Origin of the sequence: Bacteroides ilei, from assembly GCF_900128495.1 — a bacterium.
Classification (GTDB): Bacteria; Bacteroidota; Bacteroidia; order Bacteroidales; family Bacteroidaceae; genus Phocaeicola; species Phocaeicola ilei.
The window spans coordinates 588,429-605,801 of the sequence record NZ_LT635801.1 but is presented as its reverse complement, the minus strand read 5'-3'; the positions used below and the strand labels follow the sequence as shown (position 1 = coordinate 605,801).

The following is a 17,373-nucleotide window of genomic DNA, read 5'->3' as shown; positions in this document are numbered from 1 at the left end:
GGCTGGCATCAATAAAACTTTGCAGTGAAATGAATGGCTACTCCCTATGTAAACAATGAATGTTGGAACAACAGCTATAATTGGAGTAATCATGGAAATAAAAAGAGAAGATGAAACCTACAAAGGGGTATAATAATTTCCACCGACATTGATGATACTAACCGGCAAAGAAGTATATGGGGAACTTCCGAGATGGGGACAACGGCATACAAATGTTAAGAAAGGCCCACTGACAGGCAGCCGGCAGGTCCAATGAAGAATACGAAATCAATCTGTACAGAAGCCTGCCTGACAGCCTGAACCTGTACCATAAAAAAAGTCGAGCTGAAGCGGCAACCTGGATATGGATGAAAGACTCATTTTGTCCTTGAAGGTATTACCTTGAAGGTCCTCCTGTATAGCTGACCACCACATAACGGGAGGACATGTATCGAAATTCTTGCGCAACTGTGCCGGAGCCTTCCAGAAACAGTTAAGACAGTTGGAATCTTCCGGGAAGTCAATACCTTTGTCCTGCCAGTAACGCTGGATATCATAGTGGGTGATACGGTCTTCTATGAGAGGAAACTCACCCACACGCCAATGAATATCCTGCCAACGGTTAATCCAGCGGCAGGACCGCTCCTGCCACTCGGCCATATAAGCGAACTTGAAATTCTCGGTAAAACGCAATGCCCGTTCCTGTTCGTCGTAACGGTAGCCTATCCTCATACGAACGGGCAGTTCGTGGTAAAAATACAAAAATTCAAAAATAGGCTGCATTTTCAAGACGGTTGTACAAAAACGTTTGGTCCGATTGGGAATAGCACGCTTACGGCGTATCATTTCCTCCCAGCCCATACCGCGTAACCAGATAATCTCTCGCCCTATTCGCTGTTCGAGGTCGAAAATAACCTTGAGGACTTTCGGGTCCTCTGAAGTGGCCACAAATTCGGGATAATGTGAGCAATACTTCTGCAACCTGTCATTGACCATCTGCTTCATGCGCTTGTCAATGGTTGCTCCGGCATTGTGACAATCAATGCAACAAAGCGCAAAGACTTCGATATCTGCCGGGTAATGTACGGCAATGTAGGAAGATGTTTTTCCTCCAGACAAACTGTTTACTGTCTTCATTATTTTATATCTGATTTCAAATAACGATAAAAGCGAAAGGTATTTCACAATGTTTGAGGTGAGAAAGAATGTATCTCATCGTCTTAAAACTATGATGCTGTGAACCACAGACACAGCTTAATATCATACAATGTGAACACGTCATATTGTAACGGTGTGTCACTTTAACATTGAAATTATTGATACAAATACTATCCATAAACATTAATTCCGTGAAGAGGGCTTACAGCTCTCGTCACCTGTAAACTGTATAATATCTGTGTGCTCCTCACAATGGTGACACCAGTTGTTGCCATTGTCATCAATGCCAAGATAATCGACGAATTTATTATTTTCGTTTGGCCTGACCCAAGCAAGAGTTTCGACATCTGATGAACCGCACTCCTCACACACCCAATCTGGAGCATCTGTATCCGGCAAAAAGTTATTAAGACGTAACCAATGAACAAGCCCCAATAAGCTTTCAAGAAGAATTGTATCAAGTGGAACATCATACTCGCTACAATCCTTGTCATCAACAGTACACATCAGCCTGTCATCCTGTGCAAGATAAATATCGTACAGCATGGCACTCTCATATCCACCGGCAGTACAAGCCATACCTCTCTTGAAAACAACAGCCGGAACATCATCATACATATCTTCGGAATCGTGTTCCATGTGGTGAATCCCCACATTCTTGTAAAACGTTCCAAGACATCCTCCGACTCTGACAACGGCCTGACGCACCAGCGTGGCAAGATGCTGCCGAATGGCTTCACTCTGAAGCAAGAAAGGGTCCTTACGCATACGAGATTTCAGTTCGCAAATGACATCGTTGTATATGACATCAAACGGGGAATGGCCATCATGCTCAAAGACATACTTATCATTGTCGAAACCATACTTTACGGATATTACCTTACAAAACAATTCGTATTCGTGTTGAGCTAATTTCTGAATATTATCTTCACTATAAGGTACAGGGAAATACAACGGCTGCATGAGTTCAGTAATCCCCCTAAAAAGCTGTTTCTTGTCGATATTCTCTAAATTCATAAAATTATCCGATTAATATAAAACAACGAACATTGAATCACCAAGGTTACTAAATCAAACGAACCCAATAGTCCAGACTGTTAAAACTCTCGTCGTTGACGCAAGACAGAAATTCTTCAACGGTATATTTCCTGACCGAATCTTCATTGTCGGTACTATTCTCATAATCGGAAAGAATATCCTCATCAGACGCATCGCGGCTAAAACGATTGACAGGATAAGCATAAACTCCACGTTCGGAAAGAGGACGCACTTTTTCAGCTTGTTTTAAGATACTCATAACAAATAATATTTAAGAAGTTAATTAAAAACATTTGTTTCCCTTATGTCCCGGCTTACTCCGCCCGGAGGAAATTGTCGATTTTTCTGCCCCAAAGTTTGCACTATAGTGAAGACAAGTGTTTCTTGAAAAATACTCTCCAAAGGAGGAAGATTTTTCAAATGAAAAGCAAAGCATCACTTGGCAAAACGTTCAGGGGCAAACTAACTTTGCAGATAAAATGACATCACCTAACGGGCGACAACGGGTATAATGCAATAGAGATATAAGAGATTCGTATGATAAAAAAGATTTTTGCAGACACGTCATTGGCAGATATTGGAAAACATTCCAGGCCACCCACCATCTTTGCATTGGCAAGATAAAAAAGCTTTGTAGAACGAAATAATATAATTATACTTTTATTCAATAATATAATTATATAACGAAATGAAGATAAGTAATATAATAACATTGAAAATACAATATTCATCATATAGTATTATATATCATTAGTTTATATAAATTTATTAATTATACAATTATATAAATATACTTGCAATATTTATATAATTGTATAATTAATATTTTGATATTATAAGAGTATTATTTATATTTGCAAACAGCAAAAAAACTAAAACCTAAAGTGGCATGGAAAATAGAATTGTATTATTCAGCAACATCAAAGGAGGCGTAGGGAAAACAACCCTCTGCGCACTATTTGCAAGTTATCTTGCAGAAAACGGTATTCCGGTAATTGCCATAGATGCCGACCTTCAGGCGTCACTCTATCGCCACCGTCAAAGAGAACAAGATGTAGCTGTCGGAGTACAGGCTCCATGGAATGTCGATTTGCTTGACACTACGGACAGCAAACAACTAAAAAAGGTAATGACACAGCTTAAAAAGGTTCCCGGCGTTGTCCTAATTGATTGTCCCGGAAACCTGAACGACCGCAACCTTGAGTATATCTATAAGAGTGCTGACACAGCTGTAATTCCGATTTCATTTGATCCCGACACCGTAGATGCAACCGGCATTTTCATAAAGGCCCTGAAAAGTATATCGGAAGCCCAACTTGTGTTTATGCCTAACCGCATTATCACCTCGGAAAGAAAATCAGAAGAATTGAGGCAGAGAGCCCAAACTACAGAACTTCTTGGTCTGGTGGGAACCGTCACGCCGACAATAAAACAAAGTGTCACTGTGAAACGCTATACAACTTTGTACCCCTTGGAGAAGGCCCAACTGGATATTGTAAAACCGGCATTCAACAAGATTATGGAAATTATCAAATAAAAGATGAGTATGAAAAGAAATGAGAGACCTACAATAGACAATCCTTTGGCTAATATGGGGCTTGACCAGATAGTGCGCGGCATAACACAGCCGAAAACATTGAAAGATATAAAAGAGGAACAGGCGCAAGATGAAAAGGAAAGTCCCGAAAAGAAAACTAAAACAAAAAGAACGAGCAAAAAACTCTTTGAAGAAAATATAGTCAAATATACCGGTGTCGGGGGACAAGGAGAAGCAATCTGGCTACCAAAAGAAGTAAAAAAGGAATTAGAAAAAATCCGTGTTAACTCGAACAGGAATATTCCTCTGAGAACTCTTGCATCGGCGATTATTATGACGTATATTGAAGAAAACAAGGAAAAGCTTGAAAATCTGTAACTGATTGGCCAACAGCCTATATTAGTCAACAAGACGGCATTAATTGTATAATTACATGATTATATAATTATTGAATTATATAATCATGTAATTATATAATAATATAAATGTATAATAATATAATAAGTATGGAAATTATAATAGTCATTGCAGCAGTATGGATATTCGCTAAAATAGTAAAAGCCTTGCTGAGAGGTTATGGAAAAAGTAATTTCAAGGATGACAGGTAACAGTATAAATGGAATCTTTGTGCCCTGTTGCACAAGCAACCTGGAGTCATCAACATTGGTAACAATCAATGCTGCCAAACCATAAAAGTTCGTGCAGCATTGATAAAAAGGCGATTGCATATATGCCAACCGTCGGAAACCTTATGAGTCTGCGCCCAACATTTCGGCAGCATAGTGCCGGATTTGTTCCATTGTCAGCCATTCAGGCTTTTCGCCTGCACCGAAACTTTCATGAAGTTTTGTCATAAACTCTATCTGGCGTGTTTCATCGCCAGCCCACAAGACCTTGGGGTGCCTGCCACCATAGTGAAGATAATAATCACAATCAGACTGAAGACGTGATAATAACATATACCGGAATGTCTTGTTTCGATTGACTAACTCTTCAACCGTCAAACGGCCATTTTCATTTGTCTGCTCTGTACTTGATTTCATTTCCTTGTAAATTAATCAGTTACTTCATAAAAATAGTCCAATTCGTCACCTTTAAGGTTTTCTTGAGCATAAAGGTCAGCCTGTTCCCAAAGGCTATTATACAGCGTTGCAAACTCAGGGCATTTCTCATGATATTGCCATATCTTATGATTAAGCACAAGAATCAGTTCGGTAAGATACTTGTAATGCTCTTTCCACTCTTCAAAAGCACGATTGAATGTGTCCTGAATAGCTGACAAACCAAATCTGTCAGCTATTGTAAAGTCTTCCCAAAAGGTCGTCTGCAACTCGTAACCGTTCTCCTGCATAAATTCTTTGAATGTCATAACTATGAAATTTAAGTTGTTTTATTTTCCCTCTGGTCGCATCCTAGACCGAAGGCTGATTATTTTTCTGCCCGCAGATTGACAAACAGTCCGGACAAGGATGATGCGAAAAATACGCTTTCGAGAAAACGAAAGGAAGATTTTTCAGCAGCACGCTCGAAGCAGGCCTTGGCAGGAATAAGAGAAGTCAATCGAACTTTGCAGACAAAATAACCGCGTTTCGGATTGGATTGCACATCAAGGAAGATGCTGGTCAAGATTTATAAGCGGATATGCCGGTATGGCCGGAATATATAAAAGGCAATTGAACTACAAAGGGAAAGTACCGGGGGTGTTATAAAATGAACGCTGCAGCAAAATATACATCAATCATGCTGCAACGTCCATCATAGTTGTCAGTTTTATAGATTTCTACGCCCACGTATCTTCCATCCGTACACCTCTGCCACGTGCGGATATAGGGAACGTGTTCTGCGTCTGAAACCGGCTTCATCAATCTCATGGTTATAAATCATTTCTGCAATATGTTCTGCATCTTCTCTGTCTTTAGCGATGCGATAAAGAGTATAGTTCGTACCATCGTGGTGCGACATACGTCCCCTGATATTATAGCCGTCTCCGTACCACTCAGCTATCTCACATTGACTATACAGTATATTGGCAATATTATTTCCTAAAATCTGAAACCCTTGCCGCCGGCCATTCCAAAGACCGAGGTCACCAAATACTATAATAACGCCGTCGATAATCTTGTTAAGATTACTGCGTTCGTCTTCAAGTTCCCGGCGAAGTTCGTCGGCTATATCTTCCTCTGACAGTACATAAGAATCATCGCCCAACAATTCACGTTTAGACTCCTGCATTTCTGATTTCGTCTGTTCATCAAAAACAACTTCACTTGACCAAATAAACATCTGTTTCATGATATAAAAATATAAGTTATACATTCTGCTTCATTTCCCTGCTTTTGAGGTCTTACCTCACCGGCAGGATTTTGAATTGACGTGCCTTGACAAAGGAGAAAAGAGGTGAACAAGCCAAGGAAGAAGCGAATAAGTAGGATACTGGATCATTTATGTTTAAGAATTGTTGGCGAGTAAACGAGTTGATGATTCTTAACAGAAAATGATAAGCTCCTTGACGGTTCACCTCCTCCTTAATTTTGCACGTACAAATTCAATATCTGCGGTGGTAGAAACCCGGAATGACGTGATAAAAATGGAACTTCTGAAAGTGTGTAGAGATATAAAAAAAGCGGCCTGAAGGCCGCCTGTGTATGTAAAGGCAGGATTTATTTCCTGCCCTTTTTGCCTTTGGGAGCTTCCGCAGGAGCTTCTTCTTCCTTTTCAACGGCCGGATATAACTTGGTGGCCACCATTATAATGCGGTTCTTCTTGACACCGTCCTTGTCAGTCCACTCTTCAGGCTTGAAGTAGCCTTCAACTGTAAGCAGCGTTCCTTTGGTCAGATTCTCGAACGAAGAAGTGTTCTCGTTCTTTCTCCATGCTTCAATATTCATGAAGGCCGATACATAGCTGCTTTCCTCACCATTCTTTTCCTGACGGCTGACCGCTATTGAAAAGCGTGCTACACTTGCGGTGGTGAACTGACGGATTTCAGCATCCTTACCTACATAACCTGTTACGATGAAGTTGTTTTCTACCTTTTTCATAATCAATTGCTTTTAGAAGTTAAACATCAATTTTACGCTGCATGAAAAAGTAGGTGCTGTTCAAGGGACAAGCCAAGGATGTAGCGCAAATACTCTTTATTTTGGCTTTATGCCAAACCGAAGGCCTGATAAAGGAAGATTTTCGCATACACGCCATTGGCAGAGGCCATAGGCCACTCCCGGCTGCACACTATCTTTGCATCGGAAAATGATGACGACTTCGGACAAAAGCAATAATGAAAAAGCGGGAACAAACAACAAAAACAGGTTGGAAAAGGATGGAAATATAAATTCGTACTAACCGGCAAGGTACATCATAAAAATTGGAGCTGGCAGATTTATGAAGACAGGACAGAAAGCATCGGCTCCGAAGATATGGAGTATAAGGAGGATACGATAACACCAGGAGAATCTGGCTTGGAAAAAATGCAGCAGACAAAAGGCTGCCTGAATACGGGAATGGTCTGAAGGACGGTGATGGAAATGCATCGGAGGACACCATATCCGCCTTGAAAAGGAGAAATAAAAAAGAGAAAAGGAATAGGAAAGTAATGAATTATACATCTGGCCCTCTCAGGCCCGCATCAATAGCGCTAATAACGTAAAAAAGGCAGAGGCACAGCCAAAAGAAAACGACAGAGATATAAACGGATACGAAAGCATTAAAACAGGATTTATGCGGATGCCGCTTATAACAAGGAATCAGGTTTCTGAAAGGAATATTCCAGAAACCTGACCAATTCAGAACTGGGCCATTAAAACCCGATTTTCAAATACCTTATTCCTGTCGCTTGGCTTGCGCAGACACACCCAAATATGATGCTTACCAAAACCATAAATGAAGTATTTATCAAAATTGGTTGTATGCCTTAGTTTTTCCATACTTGCACGAAGTTCTTCTTCATCGGAAGACAAAAGTATCACATTGATTATCCGTAAATACAGGGCTGTAGCTTCGTCGCTATATTGACAAAATATATGTTCTATTATCACATCCATTTCGACAATTGATTTAAGATTCAAGATTTAGCTCCAAATCCGGAGCGTCATTTATAACAGCCAAACCATCAGTATTATATATTTCCATAGTGGGACAACCACCATTCTCATCAGGAAATATACGTTCAGAAGTATCACGAAGGACTTCATTTCTCTCCAGGTGAATGCGCTTGTCAGTGACATTAGTAACATCATCACATTTCCAGGAACGCACGATAGCTGCCGCTTCCTCATAATTCTCTGCTTCAACGGTAAAATAATCACGTTCCCAGCACGTAACTTTACAATCCTGATAAAATCTAAAATTTCCCATATCCCAATATATTTAATCGATCATCAATCAATCGTAAATCGTTACTTCATCACGGTATTCGACAACCTCCTTACCGTTATCGAGCTGTACTACAATTCTGAGTCCGAAGTCTCCTACAACCGTTCCCTCTGTATAGCCTTTGTACGCTTCGTGCAAAGTGCATCTTGCACCAATGATTTCTGTCTGTTCTTCGTATTCAAACATAATGCTATCGTTTTGATTGTTATTATTTCCCTTATGTAGTATCAACTACTTCGGGGTTGATTAAAATTCGGGTGCTCAAAAGGTGTTATGGCTATTCATGCAAGTTTTCGTGTACAAATACAACCTCCAGAAAGGAGCGTGGAGATTTGTACGAGAATCAAAAGACATGAACTTGCTTTAATAGTTACCATAACATATACCTTTGCACCTTAATTTTATTCATAAGCCCCGAAAGTCTGATACACGGGAACAAACAACATATAAAAGGGAGAAGAAAGAGAATAAAAATAATGCAGCCAAAAGAAAAAATATCTTCTCTTTTGGCTGCATTATTATCTTAAAAAGTAGTTTAGTTTGGTTTGTTAGCTTTATATATGCTAAACTAAACTAAACCACATATAAGCAAATATAAAAACCTGACTGTATAAGTTAAAATGGATGTGAAACGATAGAGATAATATTTCCGATAGTGTCAACAATGACAAAACAAAGCCTGTTATATCAGAATTTACGCGCGTTCTTGGACTGAACAAATTGCTCTGCATCTCTTTCAAGCTCATACGATGATCTCATTTTGCTTTCTCGTAACCACAAGTTAATCTCTGATTTCAAGAACATGATCCGCTTTCCTTTCTTATGGAATGGTATCAGATGACAACTAGTCCATCCATAAACTGTTTGTTCTGCTGGATGACTTGGCAAGTACTCACATAATTCCTTTAAATTCATCCACTGTTCAGCAGGGGGTAGTTGGGATGTACTTGCTAGATTGTCTATCTTTAAATCAAGCTGAATAAGCTTATCTATTACCCACGATAATGCCTTTGGCAAATCTTCAAATGTAATGTTTCTTTTCTCGTCCATGTCTTCCTTTCAGTTATTATGGCTGCAAAGAAAAAAGGATTTTTATTGCTGATTTATCAATGCAGAGCAGCACATAAAAAAGCATAGACGATTCATTGAGTACATAAACATACATCATTGATTATCAAAACATATAATGATACAATCCATTATCGTTTTTTTCTATTTATGAATAGTATCATAAGAAAATCATAAGCCATCCATAAATAAAAGACATAAAAACTCATAAATTATATCAGCCACAATACCAACTGTAAAGATAGATAAGTCCATACCTATAACTCTATTCCGTAGATGACAAATCTAATTTAATGGTTTCGGTTGCCTTCTCCTTTTTTGCATCAATAACCTTTGTATATATCTGAGTAGTTTTAACATTTGTATGCCCAAGCATTTTACTTACAGTATATATATCTGTTCCTCCAGCAAGTTGTAGGGTAGCGTATGAATGGCGGAAGCAGTGAAATGTTATATGCTTTTTTATACCAGCAGCCTCTATCCATTTCTTTAACGGCCGGCTTATCCAAGCCGGATCCGGAAGCCCGGCAAAAACAAGCAAGTTTGAATCCTGACGTTCACCACAGAGTTGATAAGCCTGTTCGGAAATAGGCATATATTCAACACCTTTTGTCTTCTGCTGTGTAAAATTGATACGATAACCTCCATTAAACTCTTCAATTTCAGACCATTTCATTTTCTGAATATCGCAATGGCGAATGCCTGTAAGGGCCGAGAATAGAGCTGCACGTTTGAGTATTGGGCTACATGGAGTTTGGGCAAGACGATTGAGTTCATCAACGGTAAGAAATTCACGTCGGCTTTCCTTTTCCTGAATACCTTTGACTTTTGCGGAAATATCAACTGTCAAATATCCATCTATAAATGCCTGTTTTAATGCAGCCTTGAAGATTGAGAAATAAGTTGCAGCCGTATTCTGTGACACTGTACCACTTTTACCACCTCCCTGTGGTGCCGTCATCATAAAATTACGGAATGACTCAACCAAATGCATATCAATTTGGGCAAAAGTAATAGTATCACCATCAGCAAATATTTTCAGCAGTTCATGTACACGTCTCCAGTTAACAATGATTGATTCAGACCCACGGACATGACGAGTTTGTTGCACATGATTAAAATATTCGATGAAATTACAACGAGAACGTTCCAACATTTCTGCCTGTTGTGCATCTGTGTCTGAATAGAGAGCTGCATTATCGTATTCCTTTTGTCGAAGGCTTCTGACCTTGTCTGCATATATACAATTTTCTTGATCCAACTGCGATTTACATTGTATAACACCATTCATATCGCGTTTTGGCTTATAAGTATTTTTCCCATCTGCTTTCGTTCGGGATTTTTTTGATTTATCCCATATCGGAGTAGAAATTGTACGATTAAGATATTCTCGTACTCTTTGCGGAGTAGAAGAGCCTTTCTGAAATACTGGATATGCCTCAATATAAAGATACCATTCTTCCCGATAATCAGTTTTTCTAAGTTTCACAGAAACTCTTGTATTTGCCATAGCTTTTTTCATTTCTTTGCGCCTTTATATAGTTCATCAATTTCTTTTTTAGGTACATAAACGAAATTACCTATTTGTCTTGTAGGAATAGAGTATTTACGGATATGTAAATATACAGTGGAATCATTTAAGTGATATTTTTCTGCAATTTCACCAATAGTATAGCAATCCTCCGGTTCCAAACTATAAAGCTTTGCCACAGGTTTTGATTTAGTCAAAGCTTTTCTTCGTAGTGGATAAAGTTTCAGTAACTCCTCTTTGTTAACCCGGATTTGATTTACCCCAAGATTTATATGCGAAATTGCGCCTTTATGTATCAGACGATATAGAGTATCTATACTGATACCGAACAGGGCATAGGCTTCTGATACTTTGATATAATCTTGGTTATCCGGAATGTTTTTCACGATTTCATCCAAGCGTAGGTTTCTCTTCTCCTCATCTCTCCTGCGTTTATATGCTATATTGGAACAGCGTTTAGAACAATACCATGATTCTATGGTTTTAGCAATAAACTCCTGACCGCATATTTGGCATTTACGCTTTATCTCGAACTTTGCTACTGGCATAATGCTGATTTTTAACTGTTTGCATTCAACTTATTTATATTTTATCGCAGATTTCCTACTTTTTTATCGCGGTACAAATATGGTACAAATATACAATAAAAAAACAGCAAACAAACAAAATCAAAGAAAAAAACAAAAAAAAGAAAAGAGGTGTAACTTATTGAGTTACACCTCTTTTCTTATGGATATTTATCGTTGTTTATCGATACTTATTTCACTTCCTCGAAGTCAGCATCCTGAACATTGTCATTGTTCTTATTGCTTGAACCCTGACCTGCGTTGCCGTTTGCCTGCCCAGCATTAGGACCTGCCTGAGCACCACCTTGAGCACCGCTCTGCGCATACATTTCAGCACTTGCAGCCTGGAAAGCAGTCTGCAGTTCGGCACTTGCAGCATCGATACCAGCCAAATCCTGAGCCTTGTGAGCATCTTTCAGTTTCTGCAGAGCAGCTTCAATAGGAGCTTTCTTGTCTGCCGGAATCTTATCGCCAAGATCTTTCAGCTGATTTTCAGTAGTGAAGATCAAACTGTCGGCCTGGTTCAATTTGTCAATACGTTCCTTTTCCTTCTTATCGGCTTCAGCATTTGCCTCAGCTTCGGCTTTCATACGGTCGATTTCTTCCTTGCTCAGACCAGATGAAGCTTCGATACGAATAGCCTGTTCCTTACCTGTAGCCTTATCCTTGGCAGAAACCTTCAAGATACCGTTGGCATCGATATCGAAGGTTACCTCAATCTGAGGAACACCACGACGGGCCGGAGCGATACCTGTCAAGTTAAACTGACCGATAGACTTGTTCTGGGCAGCCATCGGACGTTCACCCTGCAATACGTGGATGGTAACTTCTGTCTGGTTATCGGCTGCTGTAGAGAATACTTCACTCTTCTTGCACGGAATAGTAGTATTTGCATCGATCAACTTAGTCATTACACCACCCATTGTTTCGATACCCAATGTCAACGGTGTAACATCCAGCAATACGATATCACCTACACCAGCTTCCTTATTCAATACGGCACCCTGGATACAAGCACCTACTGCAACGACTTCATCCGGGTTTACACCTTTTGACGGAGCCTTACCGAAGAAATCTTCTACCAGTTTCTGAACAGCCGGTATACGTGAAGAACCACCAACCAAGATCACTTCATCAATATCAGCGTTAGTCAGACCGGCATCACTCATCGCTTTCTTACATGGTTCAAGACAAGCCTGAATCAGATTATGAGCCAAAGCTTCGAATTTAGCACGGGTCAATGTCTTTACCAAGTGTTTTGGAACACCACCTACCGGCATGATGTACGGCAAGTTGATTTCGGTAGAAGTAGATGAAGACAATTCGATCTTAGCCTTTTCGGCAGCCTCTTTCAAACGTTGCATAGCCATCGGATCGGTAGTCAGATCGGCACCTTCATCGTTCTTGAATTCCTGAACCAACCAGTCGATAATAACCTGGTCGAAATCATCACCACCCAGGTGAGTATCACCGTTGGTTGACAAAACTTCGAATACACCGCCACCGAATTCAAGGATTGAAATATCGAATGTACCACCACCAAGGTCGAATACGGCAATCTTCATATCCTTATTAGCCTTGTCGACACCATATGCCAACGCAGCTGCTGTCGGTTCATTTACAATACGTTTTACATCCAGACCAGCAATCTGACCGGCTTCCTTAGTAGCCTGACGCTGAGAATCTGAGAAGTAAGCCGGAACAGTGATGACTGCTTCTGTTACTTCCTGACCCAGATAATCTTCGGCTGTCTTCTTCATTTTCTGAAGAATCATAGCTGAGATTTCCTGTGGAGTATAGAGACGTCCGTCAATCTGTACACGCGGAGTGTTGTTCTCACCTCTTACTACCGGATATGGAACACGTGCAATTTCTTTCTGAACCTGATCATAGGTTTCACCCATGAAACGTTTGATTGAATATACTGTACGTTTCGGATTAGTGATAGCCTGACGTTTTGCAGGATCACCGATCTTACGTTCACCACCGTCAACGAAACCTACTACAGAAGGAGTAGTACGTTTACCTTCACTGTTTGCAATTACTACCGGTTCATTACCTTCAAATACTGCAACACATGAATTTGTTGTTCCTAAGTCAATACCAATAATCTTTCCCATAATTGTATCTATTTTATTTATTATCTAATTAAGTTTATTCTGTAATGCCGAAGCATTACGCCTTAATATAAACAAATGGCATGCCAAAAGAAACTAGTGTTCTTTTCTTGAAACAAACCGACATTTTGACAGCGAAGCATGACAAAAGAATCAGAAAAAGCCTGTAACATACCTTAAACAGATAGATAAAATGACAGAATCGTTTCCGTCTCCTGAAGATACCGACAACAATGGACAACAGATTCAAGTTTATTCTTAACTTTGCATCGGAACCATAGCCATGAAGACAGAGAAAATAACCATACTGCTGATATGCCTGTTGTCGGTCCTTCCGTGCCTGTTGCAGGCACAGAAACTGACAGTAAGCGGACGAGTAACTTCCATTGACATAAGCAATACGGTACAACCTCTTCCTTATGCCAACATTTCCCTGTTCGTCCTGCCCGACTCGACCTTTCTGAAAGGCTGTATCAGCACCGGCAATGGAGATTTCGAACTCAAGACAGCCCCCAGTACAGGAAACAGATACGTAATCAAAGTGTCCTACACCGGCTGCACCACCTATTACCAGAGTTTCACAGCCGATACGGATTCCGTTTCATTGGGAACATTGCAACTGAAAGACGATGCCCTGCAACTGAAGGAAATTGTAGTGACCGCCCCCGTCAAGGCAACGGAACAGAGAGCTGATACTATTATATATAATGTATCGGCCTACAAGCTTCCGGAAGGAAGTTACCTGGAAGCTCTGATCCGTCGGGTTCCGGGACTGTCCTACAATCCGAAAGACCATACCATTACCTATAACGGCAATTCCATCAATGAAATTACGGTAAACGGAAAGGCCTTCTTCCAGGGAAACAATGCCGTGGCGCTGGAGAATCTACCGGTCAGCTTCCTTTCGAGAATAAGGGTATTCGACAAGACGACCGAAGAAGAGGAAGCTACGGGTGTCAAGAGCAGCGCAAAAAATTATGTCCTTGACATACAGACCAAAGAAGAAATGAATTCTACAACCATGGCCAATGTGGAAGCCGGATACGGAAACAAAAGGAAACGGAACATCGCAGGCCAGATATTCAGATTCGATGAAGGAGGGGACAATTTTGGAATACTGGCCAATTCGACCAACCGTCATTTCCGCAGCATGTACAAAGGAAATATAGCCAATAACATCAACGGCAATATCACCCGGGAACTGAAAGAAGGCATGAACCTTTCGGCCAACGTCAACTTCTCAAACTACAAACAAGGATCGGAATCATCGGCCCGTAACGAACAATATCTTACCAGCCGGAACCAGTACAACATATCTGAAAGGAACATCATCAACAAACACAACTATCTGCGCGGGGCAAGCAGCTTCCACTGGGAAATAGACAAATCGACTACCTTGTTCATATCGGGAGGTTTCGGATTGGGATCATCGGACAACCGGAACAATTCACTCTCTGCCGGATTTGATGTCAATCCGGAACTGTCACTGCAACACCCGTTCGAGGGTTTTGACAAGACCGACCGGTCAAACAGGATAAACAAGAACGAGCAGCAGACATCCAACCGGATGGAATCACTGGATTATAATGTCAGTGCAAACCTGGTACGCAAGTTGAATGAAAAAGGAAACAATATCAGCATCACGGCCAATTCCAGCCTCAACCGGCAAGATACGAAAGACTACAGCCTCTCACAGACCACCCTTTACCAGAAGAAAAGCAGTGCCGGAACAGATTCCATCGCACGACAGAACCAATACCAGTACCAGCCGAACGTTTCAATAAACAATGAACTGAAGCTTGCATATACACAAGCCTTCAGTGACAAGATACATATGCAGCTTGCCTATGCCCTTAACCTTACCAGGGAAAGACAGGAACAGAACACTTACGACCTTTCGGCATGGGCAAACGGAGAATTGCCGTTCGGGCAACTTCCGGAGGGTTATGAATCGGGATATTGCGACAGCCTGAGCAACCGGCAAATAGGACATACAACCGGACATCAGATAGGCATTTCCTTCAATTACGAAGGAGAATACTGGAATGCCAGAGCCGAACTGAACATACAGCCGCAGCGGAGATCACTGCAACAGAACAACCGTCATGCCGGAACAGACACCACGGCTTACTCGACGGAATGGAAACCTTCCTTCAACTTATCATACAACAAGAATGACTATCAGATTGAATTTTCATATTACGGAAGCACGTACCAGCCCTCGCTGCAGGACCTGCTTGCCCCAACCAGCTATAATTCACCTCTCTATATCCGGAAAAGTAACCCTAACCTGAAACCGTCATTCCAACAATACTTCAATATCCTTTTTTCGAACTATAATAAAGGTTTTTCGGCCTATATTTCGGCCAATCCGACAATCAACCAGATAACCTATGCCACTATCTATGATCCGGAAACAGGAGGAACCGTTACATACCCTGTGAACCTCAACGGCAATTGGAGCCTGCAAGGAAATGCCAGTTATGAGAAACAGATAAAACAGTTCAAGATGCAGTTCAACGGCTCCGGGAATTATCGCCACGATGCCAGCCTCATCAATGAAAACGGAAACGAAACGCTGGAACGGAGTATAACCCGTGCCTCCAACATCAATACACGCATATCGGTTTCATACCTTCCCGCATGGGGAAATATAGACCTTACGGGAGAATGGAATTTCGACCAGTCCAAAAATTCCCTTTACGGAGGCAATACCTACAACCGCACCTATACAGCCCAGCTAGACGCATCATTTTCTCTGCCGGGACATTTGCAACTGACATCCGAAACCTCATACACGGCTTTAAACGGGACCGGAGTTTCCGGCAATGAAGAAAACGAACTGATATGGAACCTGAAACTTTCGTGGAAATTCCTGAAAAAGCGCCAGGCCGAACTTTCCGTCTATTGGGCAGATATCCTGAACCAGCAAAAGAACATCAACCGGAGCAGTACTGCCAAAGGATTTTACGAACGGTACGAACGGCAACTCGGAAGCTATTTTATAGTTTCCATCAGATATCGGTTCAACAAGATGCAGTAATATCCGCCTGCCCGAACCGGAGAGGCTGCTTCCGCAAATAAAAAAGCTTGCCACCGGTCTATACCCGGCGCAAGCTTCATCATGTATGTAAAAAAGAACTAAGTATTTACTCTTCCACCTTGCTTAACGTCAATATCTCTACTCCGTTTTCATCAAGCAAAGCCAACGCCCCTTCGGGATTCGTTCCGAAACTGCGTACCTTGTCCAATGCCTGAAGAATACGGCGTTCGGTTTCCATATCCGGACATGCTTTCATGGTAGCAATCATCTGTCCGAATTTCAAGGAATTAGACTTTCCTTCCTCCTGTTTGAAATCTCCATTGATGATATTACAACCGGCATTCCCGTTTACACGGCCTGCAGCCAAATCAAAAGCCAGGAACGGAACTTCTTCTGTCTGTCCTACAGCGACACCGTCTACAGCTACAATATTCCATTTCCCGTTCAGATCATTGAATGAAAAGGTTACGGCCTCACGTCTTACCAACGACATGATATCCTTACCTTCGGCATCGGTCAATACAGCCCCTTCTTCCGTTCCCTTATATCCCGCAACATTTGCCAGAGCATCCAACACCTTGGTTTCTGTATCCATGTAAGGACACATCATACGGGTCGAAGCCACATTACCTAATTTGACGGCATAGGCAACCGTATCGATATCCAGTTCGCCCGACATCCGGTTACAACCGGAATTTCCGTATACACGCTTGCCGGCAACATCAAATCCTATATAAGGCATCTCAGCAATATCTATCTTTTCACCGCCGACCGATGTAATGGTCCATTCACCCGACAGATCAACCTGCCCGGCTATCTTCTTACCACTTCCACATGATGTGACCAACGCACCTGCACAGATGGCAGCTACCCCTAAAAAAATCTTCTTCATACTTTAATTTCAGTTTAGTTTGATAAATCAGTCTATTACAAAAATACGGATATAATCCAAATACTGCATGGAG

The 17,373-nt window shown here is 41.1% G+C and carries 18 protein-coding genes; 3 read left to right on the top strand and 15 right to left on the bottom strand.

The window, feature by feature from the left end; genetic code table 11:
- Window positions 1-267: 267 nt before the first annotated feature.
- The 3 genes from BQ7489_RS02535 to BQ7489_RS02525 all read right to left on the bottom strand — a co-directional run bounded on the left by BQ7489_RS02535 (window position 268) and on the right by BQ7489_RS02525 (window position 2,434).
- The gene (locus BQ7489_RS02535) at window positions 268-1,116 is read right to left on the bottom strand and encodes a hypothetical protein (protein ID WP_071150274.1); all 849 of its coding nucleotides are present in this window, start codon (window positions 1,114-1,116) and stop codon (window positions 268-270) included.
- Between the two features lie 204 nt (window positions 1,117-1,320).
- Entirely contained in the window at window positions 1,321-2,154 is an 834-nt protein-coding gene (locus BQ7489_RS02530) for a hypothetical protein (protein ID WP_071150275.1), read from the bottom strand.
- Between the two features lie 49 nt (window positions 2,155-2,203).
- On the bottom strand, window positions 2,204-2,434 hold the full coding sequence (locus BQ7489_RS02525) for a hypothetical protein (RefSeq protein WP_071150276.1): 231 nt from the start codon (window positions 2,432-2,434) through the stop codon (window positions 2,204-2,206).
- 630 nt (window positions 2,435-3,064) lie between these two features.
- On the opposite strand from BQ7489_RS02525, the gene BQ7489_RS02520 reads away from it, so the two are divergent.
- Together BQ7489_RS02520 and BQ7489_RS02515 are read left to right on the top strand one after the other, a co-directional pair.
- The gene (locus BQ7489_RS02520; RefSeq protein WP_071150277.1) at window positions 3,065-3,712 is read left to right on the top strand and encodes a ParA family protein; all 648 of its coding nucleotides are present in this window, start codon (window positions 3,065-3,067) and stop codon (window positions 3,710-3,712) included.
- A gap of 9 nt (window positions 3,713-3,721) precedes the next feature.
- Window positions 3,722-4,090, top strand: a complete 369-nt coding sequence (locus BQ7489_RS02515) for a hypothetical protein (RefSeq protein WP_071150278.1) — start codon at window positions 3,722-3,724, stop codon at window positions 4,088-4,090.
- A 371-nt stretch (window positions 4,091-4,461) separates the two neighbouring features.
- Here the strand turns inward: BQ7489_RS02515 and BQ7489_RS02510 are convergent, their stop codons facing one another.
- The 11 genes from BQ7489_RS02510 to dnaK all read right to left on the bottom strand — a co-directional run bounded on the left by BQ7489_RS02510 (window position 4,462) and on the right by dnaK (window position 13,368).
- Window positions 4,462-4,755: an LPD11 domain-containing protein gene (locus tag BQ7489_RS02510; RefSeq protein ID WP_071150279.1), complete on the bottom strand. Its 294-nt coding sequence runs from the start codon at window positions 4,753-4,755 to the stop codon at window positions 4,462-4,464.
- A gap of 11 nt (window positions 4,756-4,766) precedes the next feature.
- Window positions 4,767-5,081 carry a hypothetical protein gene (locus tag BQ7489_RS02505; RefSeq protein WP_071150280.1) on the bottom strand — a complete coding sequence of 105 codons (315 nt, stop codon included), beginning with the start codon at window positions 5,079-5,081 and terminating at the stop codon, window positions 4,767-4,769.
- 401 nt (window positions 5,082-5,482) lie between these two features.
- Window positions 5,483-6,004: a hypothetical protein gene (locus BQ7489_RS02500; protein WP_071150801.1), complete on the bottom strand. Its 522-nt coding sequence runs from the start codon at window positions 6,002-6,004 to the stop codon at window positions 5,483-5,485.
- A 368-nt stretch (window positions 6,005-6,372) separates the two neighbouring features.
- A complete protein-coding gene (locus BQ7489_RS02495) occupies window positions 6,373-6,753 on the bottom strand; it encodes a single-stranded DNA-binding protein (RefSeq protein WP_071150281.1) in 381 nt (126 codons plus the stop codon).
- A 741-nt stretch (window positions 6,754-7,494) separates the two neighbouring features.
- Entirely contained in the window at window positions 7,495-7,752 is a 258-nt protein-coding gene (locus BQ7489_RS02485; protein WP_071150802.1) for a hypothetical protein, read from the bottom strand.
- 13 nt (window positions 7,753-7,765) lie between these two features.
- On the bottom strand, window positions 7,766-8,065 hold the full coding sequence (locus BQ7489_RS02480; protein ID WP_071150282.1) for a hypothetical protein: 300 nt from the start codon (window positions 8,063-8,065) through the stop codon (window positions 7,766-7,768).
- Window positions 8,066-8,092: 27 nt separating this feature from the next.
- A complete protein-coding gene (locus BQ7489_RS02475) occupies window positions 8,093-8,269 on the bottom strand; it encodes a ribonuclease P (protein WP_071150283.1) in 177 nt (58 codons plus the stop codon).
- Between the two features lie 501 nt (window positions 8,270-8,770).
- On the bottom strand, window positions 8,771-9,133 hold the full coding sequence (locus BQ7489_RS02470; RefSeq protein ID WP_071150284.1) for a helix-turn-helix domain-containing protein: 363 nt from the start codon (window positions 9,131-9,133) through the stop codon (window positions 8,771-8,773).
- Window positions 9,134-9,416: 283 nt separating this feature from the next.
- Window positions 9,417-10,673 carry a site-specific integrase gene (locus BQ7489_RS02465; RefSeq protein WP_071150285.1) on the bottom strand — a complete coding sequence of 419 codons (1,257 nt, stop codon included), beginning with the start codon at window positions 10,671-10,673 and terminating at the stop codon, window positions 9,417-9,419.
- Complete coding sequence (locus BQ7489_RS02460) at window positions 10,670-11,230, bottom strand: helix-turn-helix domain-containing protein (protein WP_071150286.1); 561 nt, start codon at window positions 11,228-11,230, stop codon at window positions 10,670-10,672. Before BQ7489_RS02460 ends, BQ7489_RS02465 begins: the two co-directional genes overlap by 4 nt.
- 209 nt (window positions 11,231-11,439) lie before the next feature.
- Window positions 11,440-13,368, bottom strand: a complete 1,929-nt coding sequence (gene dnaK / locus BQ7489_RS02455; RefSeq protein ID WP_072529904.1) for a molecular chaperone DnaK — start codon at window positions 13,366-13,368, stop codon at window positions 11,440-11,442.
- Window positions 13,369-13,648: 280 nt separating this feature from the next.
- Between dnaK and BQ7489_RS02450 the strand changes: the two genes are divergently transcribed.
- On the top strand, window positions 13,649-16,408 hold the full coding sequence (locus BQ7489_RS02450; RefSeq protein ID WP_072529903.1) for an outer membrane beta-barrel protein: 2,760 nt from the start codon (window positions 13,649-13,651) through the stop codon (window positions 16,406-16,408).
- Between the two features lie 106 nt (window positions 16,409-16,514).
- On the opposite strand, the gene BQ7489_RS02445 is transcribed toward BQ7489_RS02450, so the two are convergent.
- Window positions 16,515-17,300, bottom strand: a complete 786-nt coding sequence (locus BQ7489_RS02445; RefSeq protein WP_072529902.1) for an META domain-containing protein — start codon at window positions 17,298-17,300, stop codon at window positions 16,515-16,517.
- Window positions 17,301-17,373 lie beyond the last annotated feature (73 nt).

Excerpts from the sequence above, each read along its gene's own strand:
- BQ7489_RS02485 (WP_071150802.1), bottom strand. The coding sequence starts at position 7,752 with ATGGATGTGATAATAGAACATATATTTTGTCAATATAGCGACGAAGCT.
- BQ7489_RS02445 (WP_072529902.1), bottom strand. The coding sequence starts at position 17,300 with ATGAAGAAGATTTTTTTAGGGGTAGCTGCCATCTGTGCAGGTGCGTTG.
- BQ7489_RS02475 (WP_071150283.1), bottom strand. The coding sequence starts at position 8,269 with ATGTTTGAATACGAAGAACAGACAGAAATCATTGGTGCAAGATGCACT.
- BQ7489_RS02520 (WP_071150277.1), top strand. The coding sequence starts at position 3,065 with ATGGAAAATAGAATTGTATTATTCAGCAACATCAAAGGAGGCGTAGGG.
- BQ7489_RS02535 (WP_071150274.1), bottom strand. The coding sequence starts at position 1,116 with ATGAAGACAGTAAACAGTTTGTCTGGAGGAAAAACATCTTCCTACATT.
- dnaK (WP_072529904.1), bottom strand. The coding sequence starts at position 13,368 with ATGGGAAAGATTATTGGTATTGACTTAGGAACAACAAATTCATGTGTT.
- BQ7489_RS02470 (WP_071150284.1), bottom strand. The coding sequence starts at position 9,133 with ATGGACGAGAAAAGAAACATTACATTTGAAGATTTGCCAAAGGCATTA.
- BQ7489_RS02530 (WP_071150275.1), bottom strand. The coding sequence starts at position 2,154 with ATGAATTTAGAGAATATCGACAAGAAACAGCTTTTTAGGGGGATTACT.
- BQ7489_RS02500 (WP_071150801.1), bottom strand. The coding sequence starts at position 6,004 with ATGAAACAGATGTTTATTTGGTCAAGTGAAGTTGTTTTTGATGAACAG.
- BQ7489_RS02515 (WP_071150278.1), top strand. The coding sequence starts at position 3,722 with ATGAAAAGAAATGAGAGACCTACAATAGACAATCCTTTGGCTAATATG.
- BQ7489_RS02460 (WP_071150286.1), bottom strand. The coding sequence starts at position 11,230 with ATGCCAGTAGCAAAGTTCGAGATAAAGCGTAAATGCCAAATATGCGGT.
- BQ7489_RS02510 (WP_071150279.1), bottom strand. The coding sequence starts at position 4,755 with ATGAAATCAAGTACAGAGCAGACAAATGAAAATGGCCGTTTGACGGTT.
- BQ7489_RS02465 (WP_071150285.1), bottom strand. The coding sequence starts at position 10,673 with ATGAAAAAAGCTATGGCAAATACAAGAGTTTCTGTGAAACTTAGAAAA.
- BQ7489_RS02450 (WP_072529903.1), top strand. The coding sequence starts at position 13,649 with ATGAAGACAGAGAAAATAACCATACTGCTGATATGCCTGTTGTCGGTC.
- BQ7489_RS02505 (WP_071150280.1), bottom strand. The coding sequence starts at position 5,081 with ATGACATTCAAAGAATTTATGCAGGAGAACGGTTACGAGTTGCAGACG.
- BQ7489_RS02480 (WP_071150282.1), bottom strand. The coding sequence starts at position 8,065 with ATGGGAAATTTTAGATTTTATCAGGATTGTAAAGTTACGTGCTGGGAA.
- BQ7489_RS02495 (WP_071150281.1), bottom strand. The coding sequence starts at position 6,753 with ATGAAAAAGGTAGAAAACAACTTCATCGTAACAGGTTATGTAGGTAAG.
- BQ7489_RS02525 (WP_071150276.1), bottom strand. The coding sequence starts at position 2,434 with ATGAGTATCTTAAAACAAGCTGAAAAAGTGCGTCCTCTTTCCGAACGT.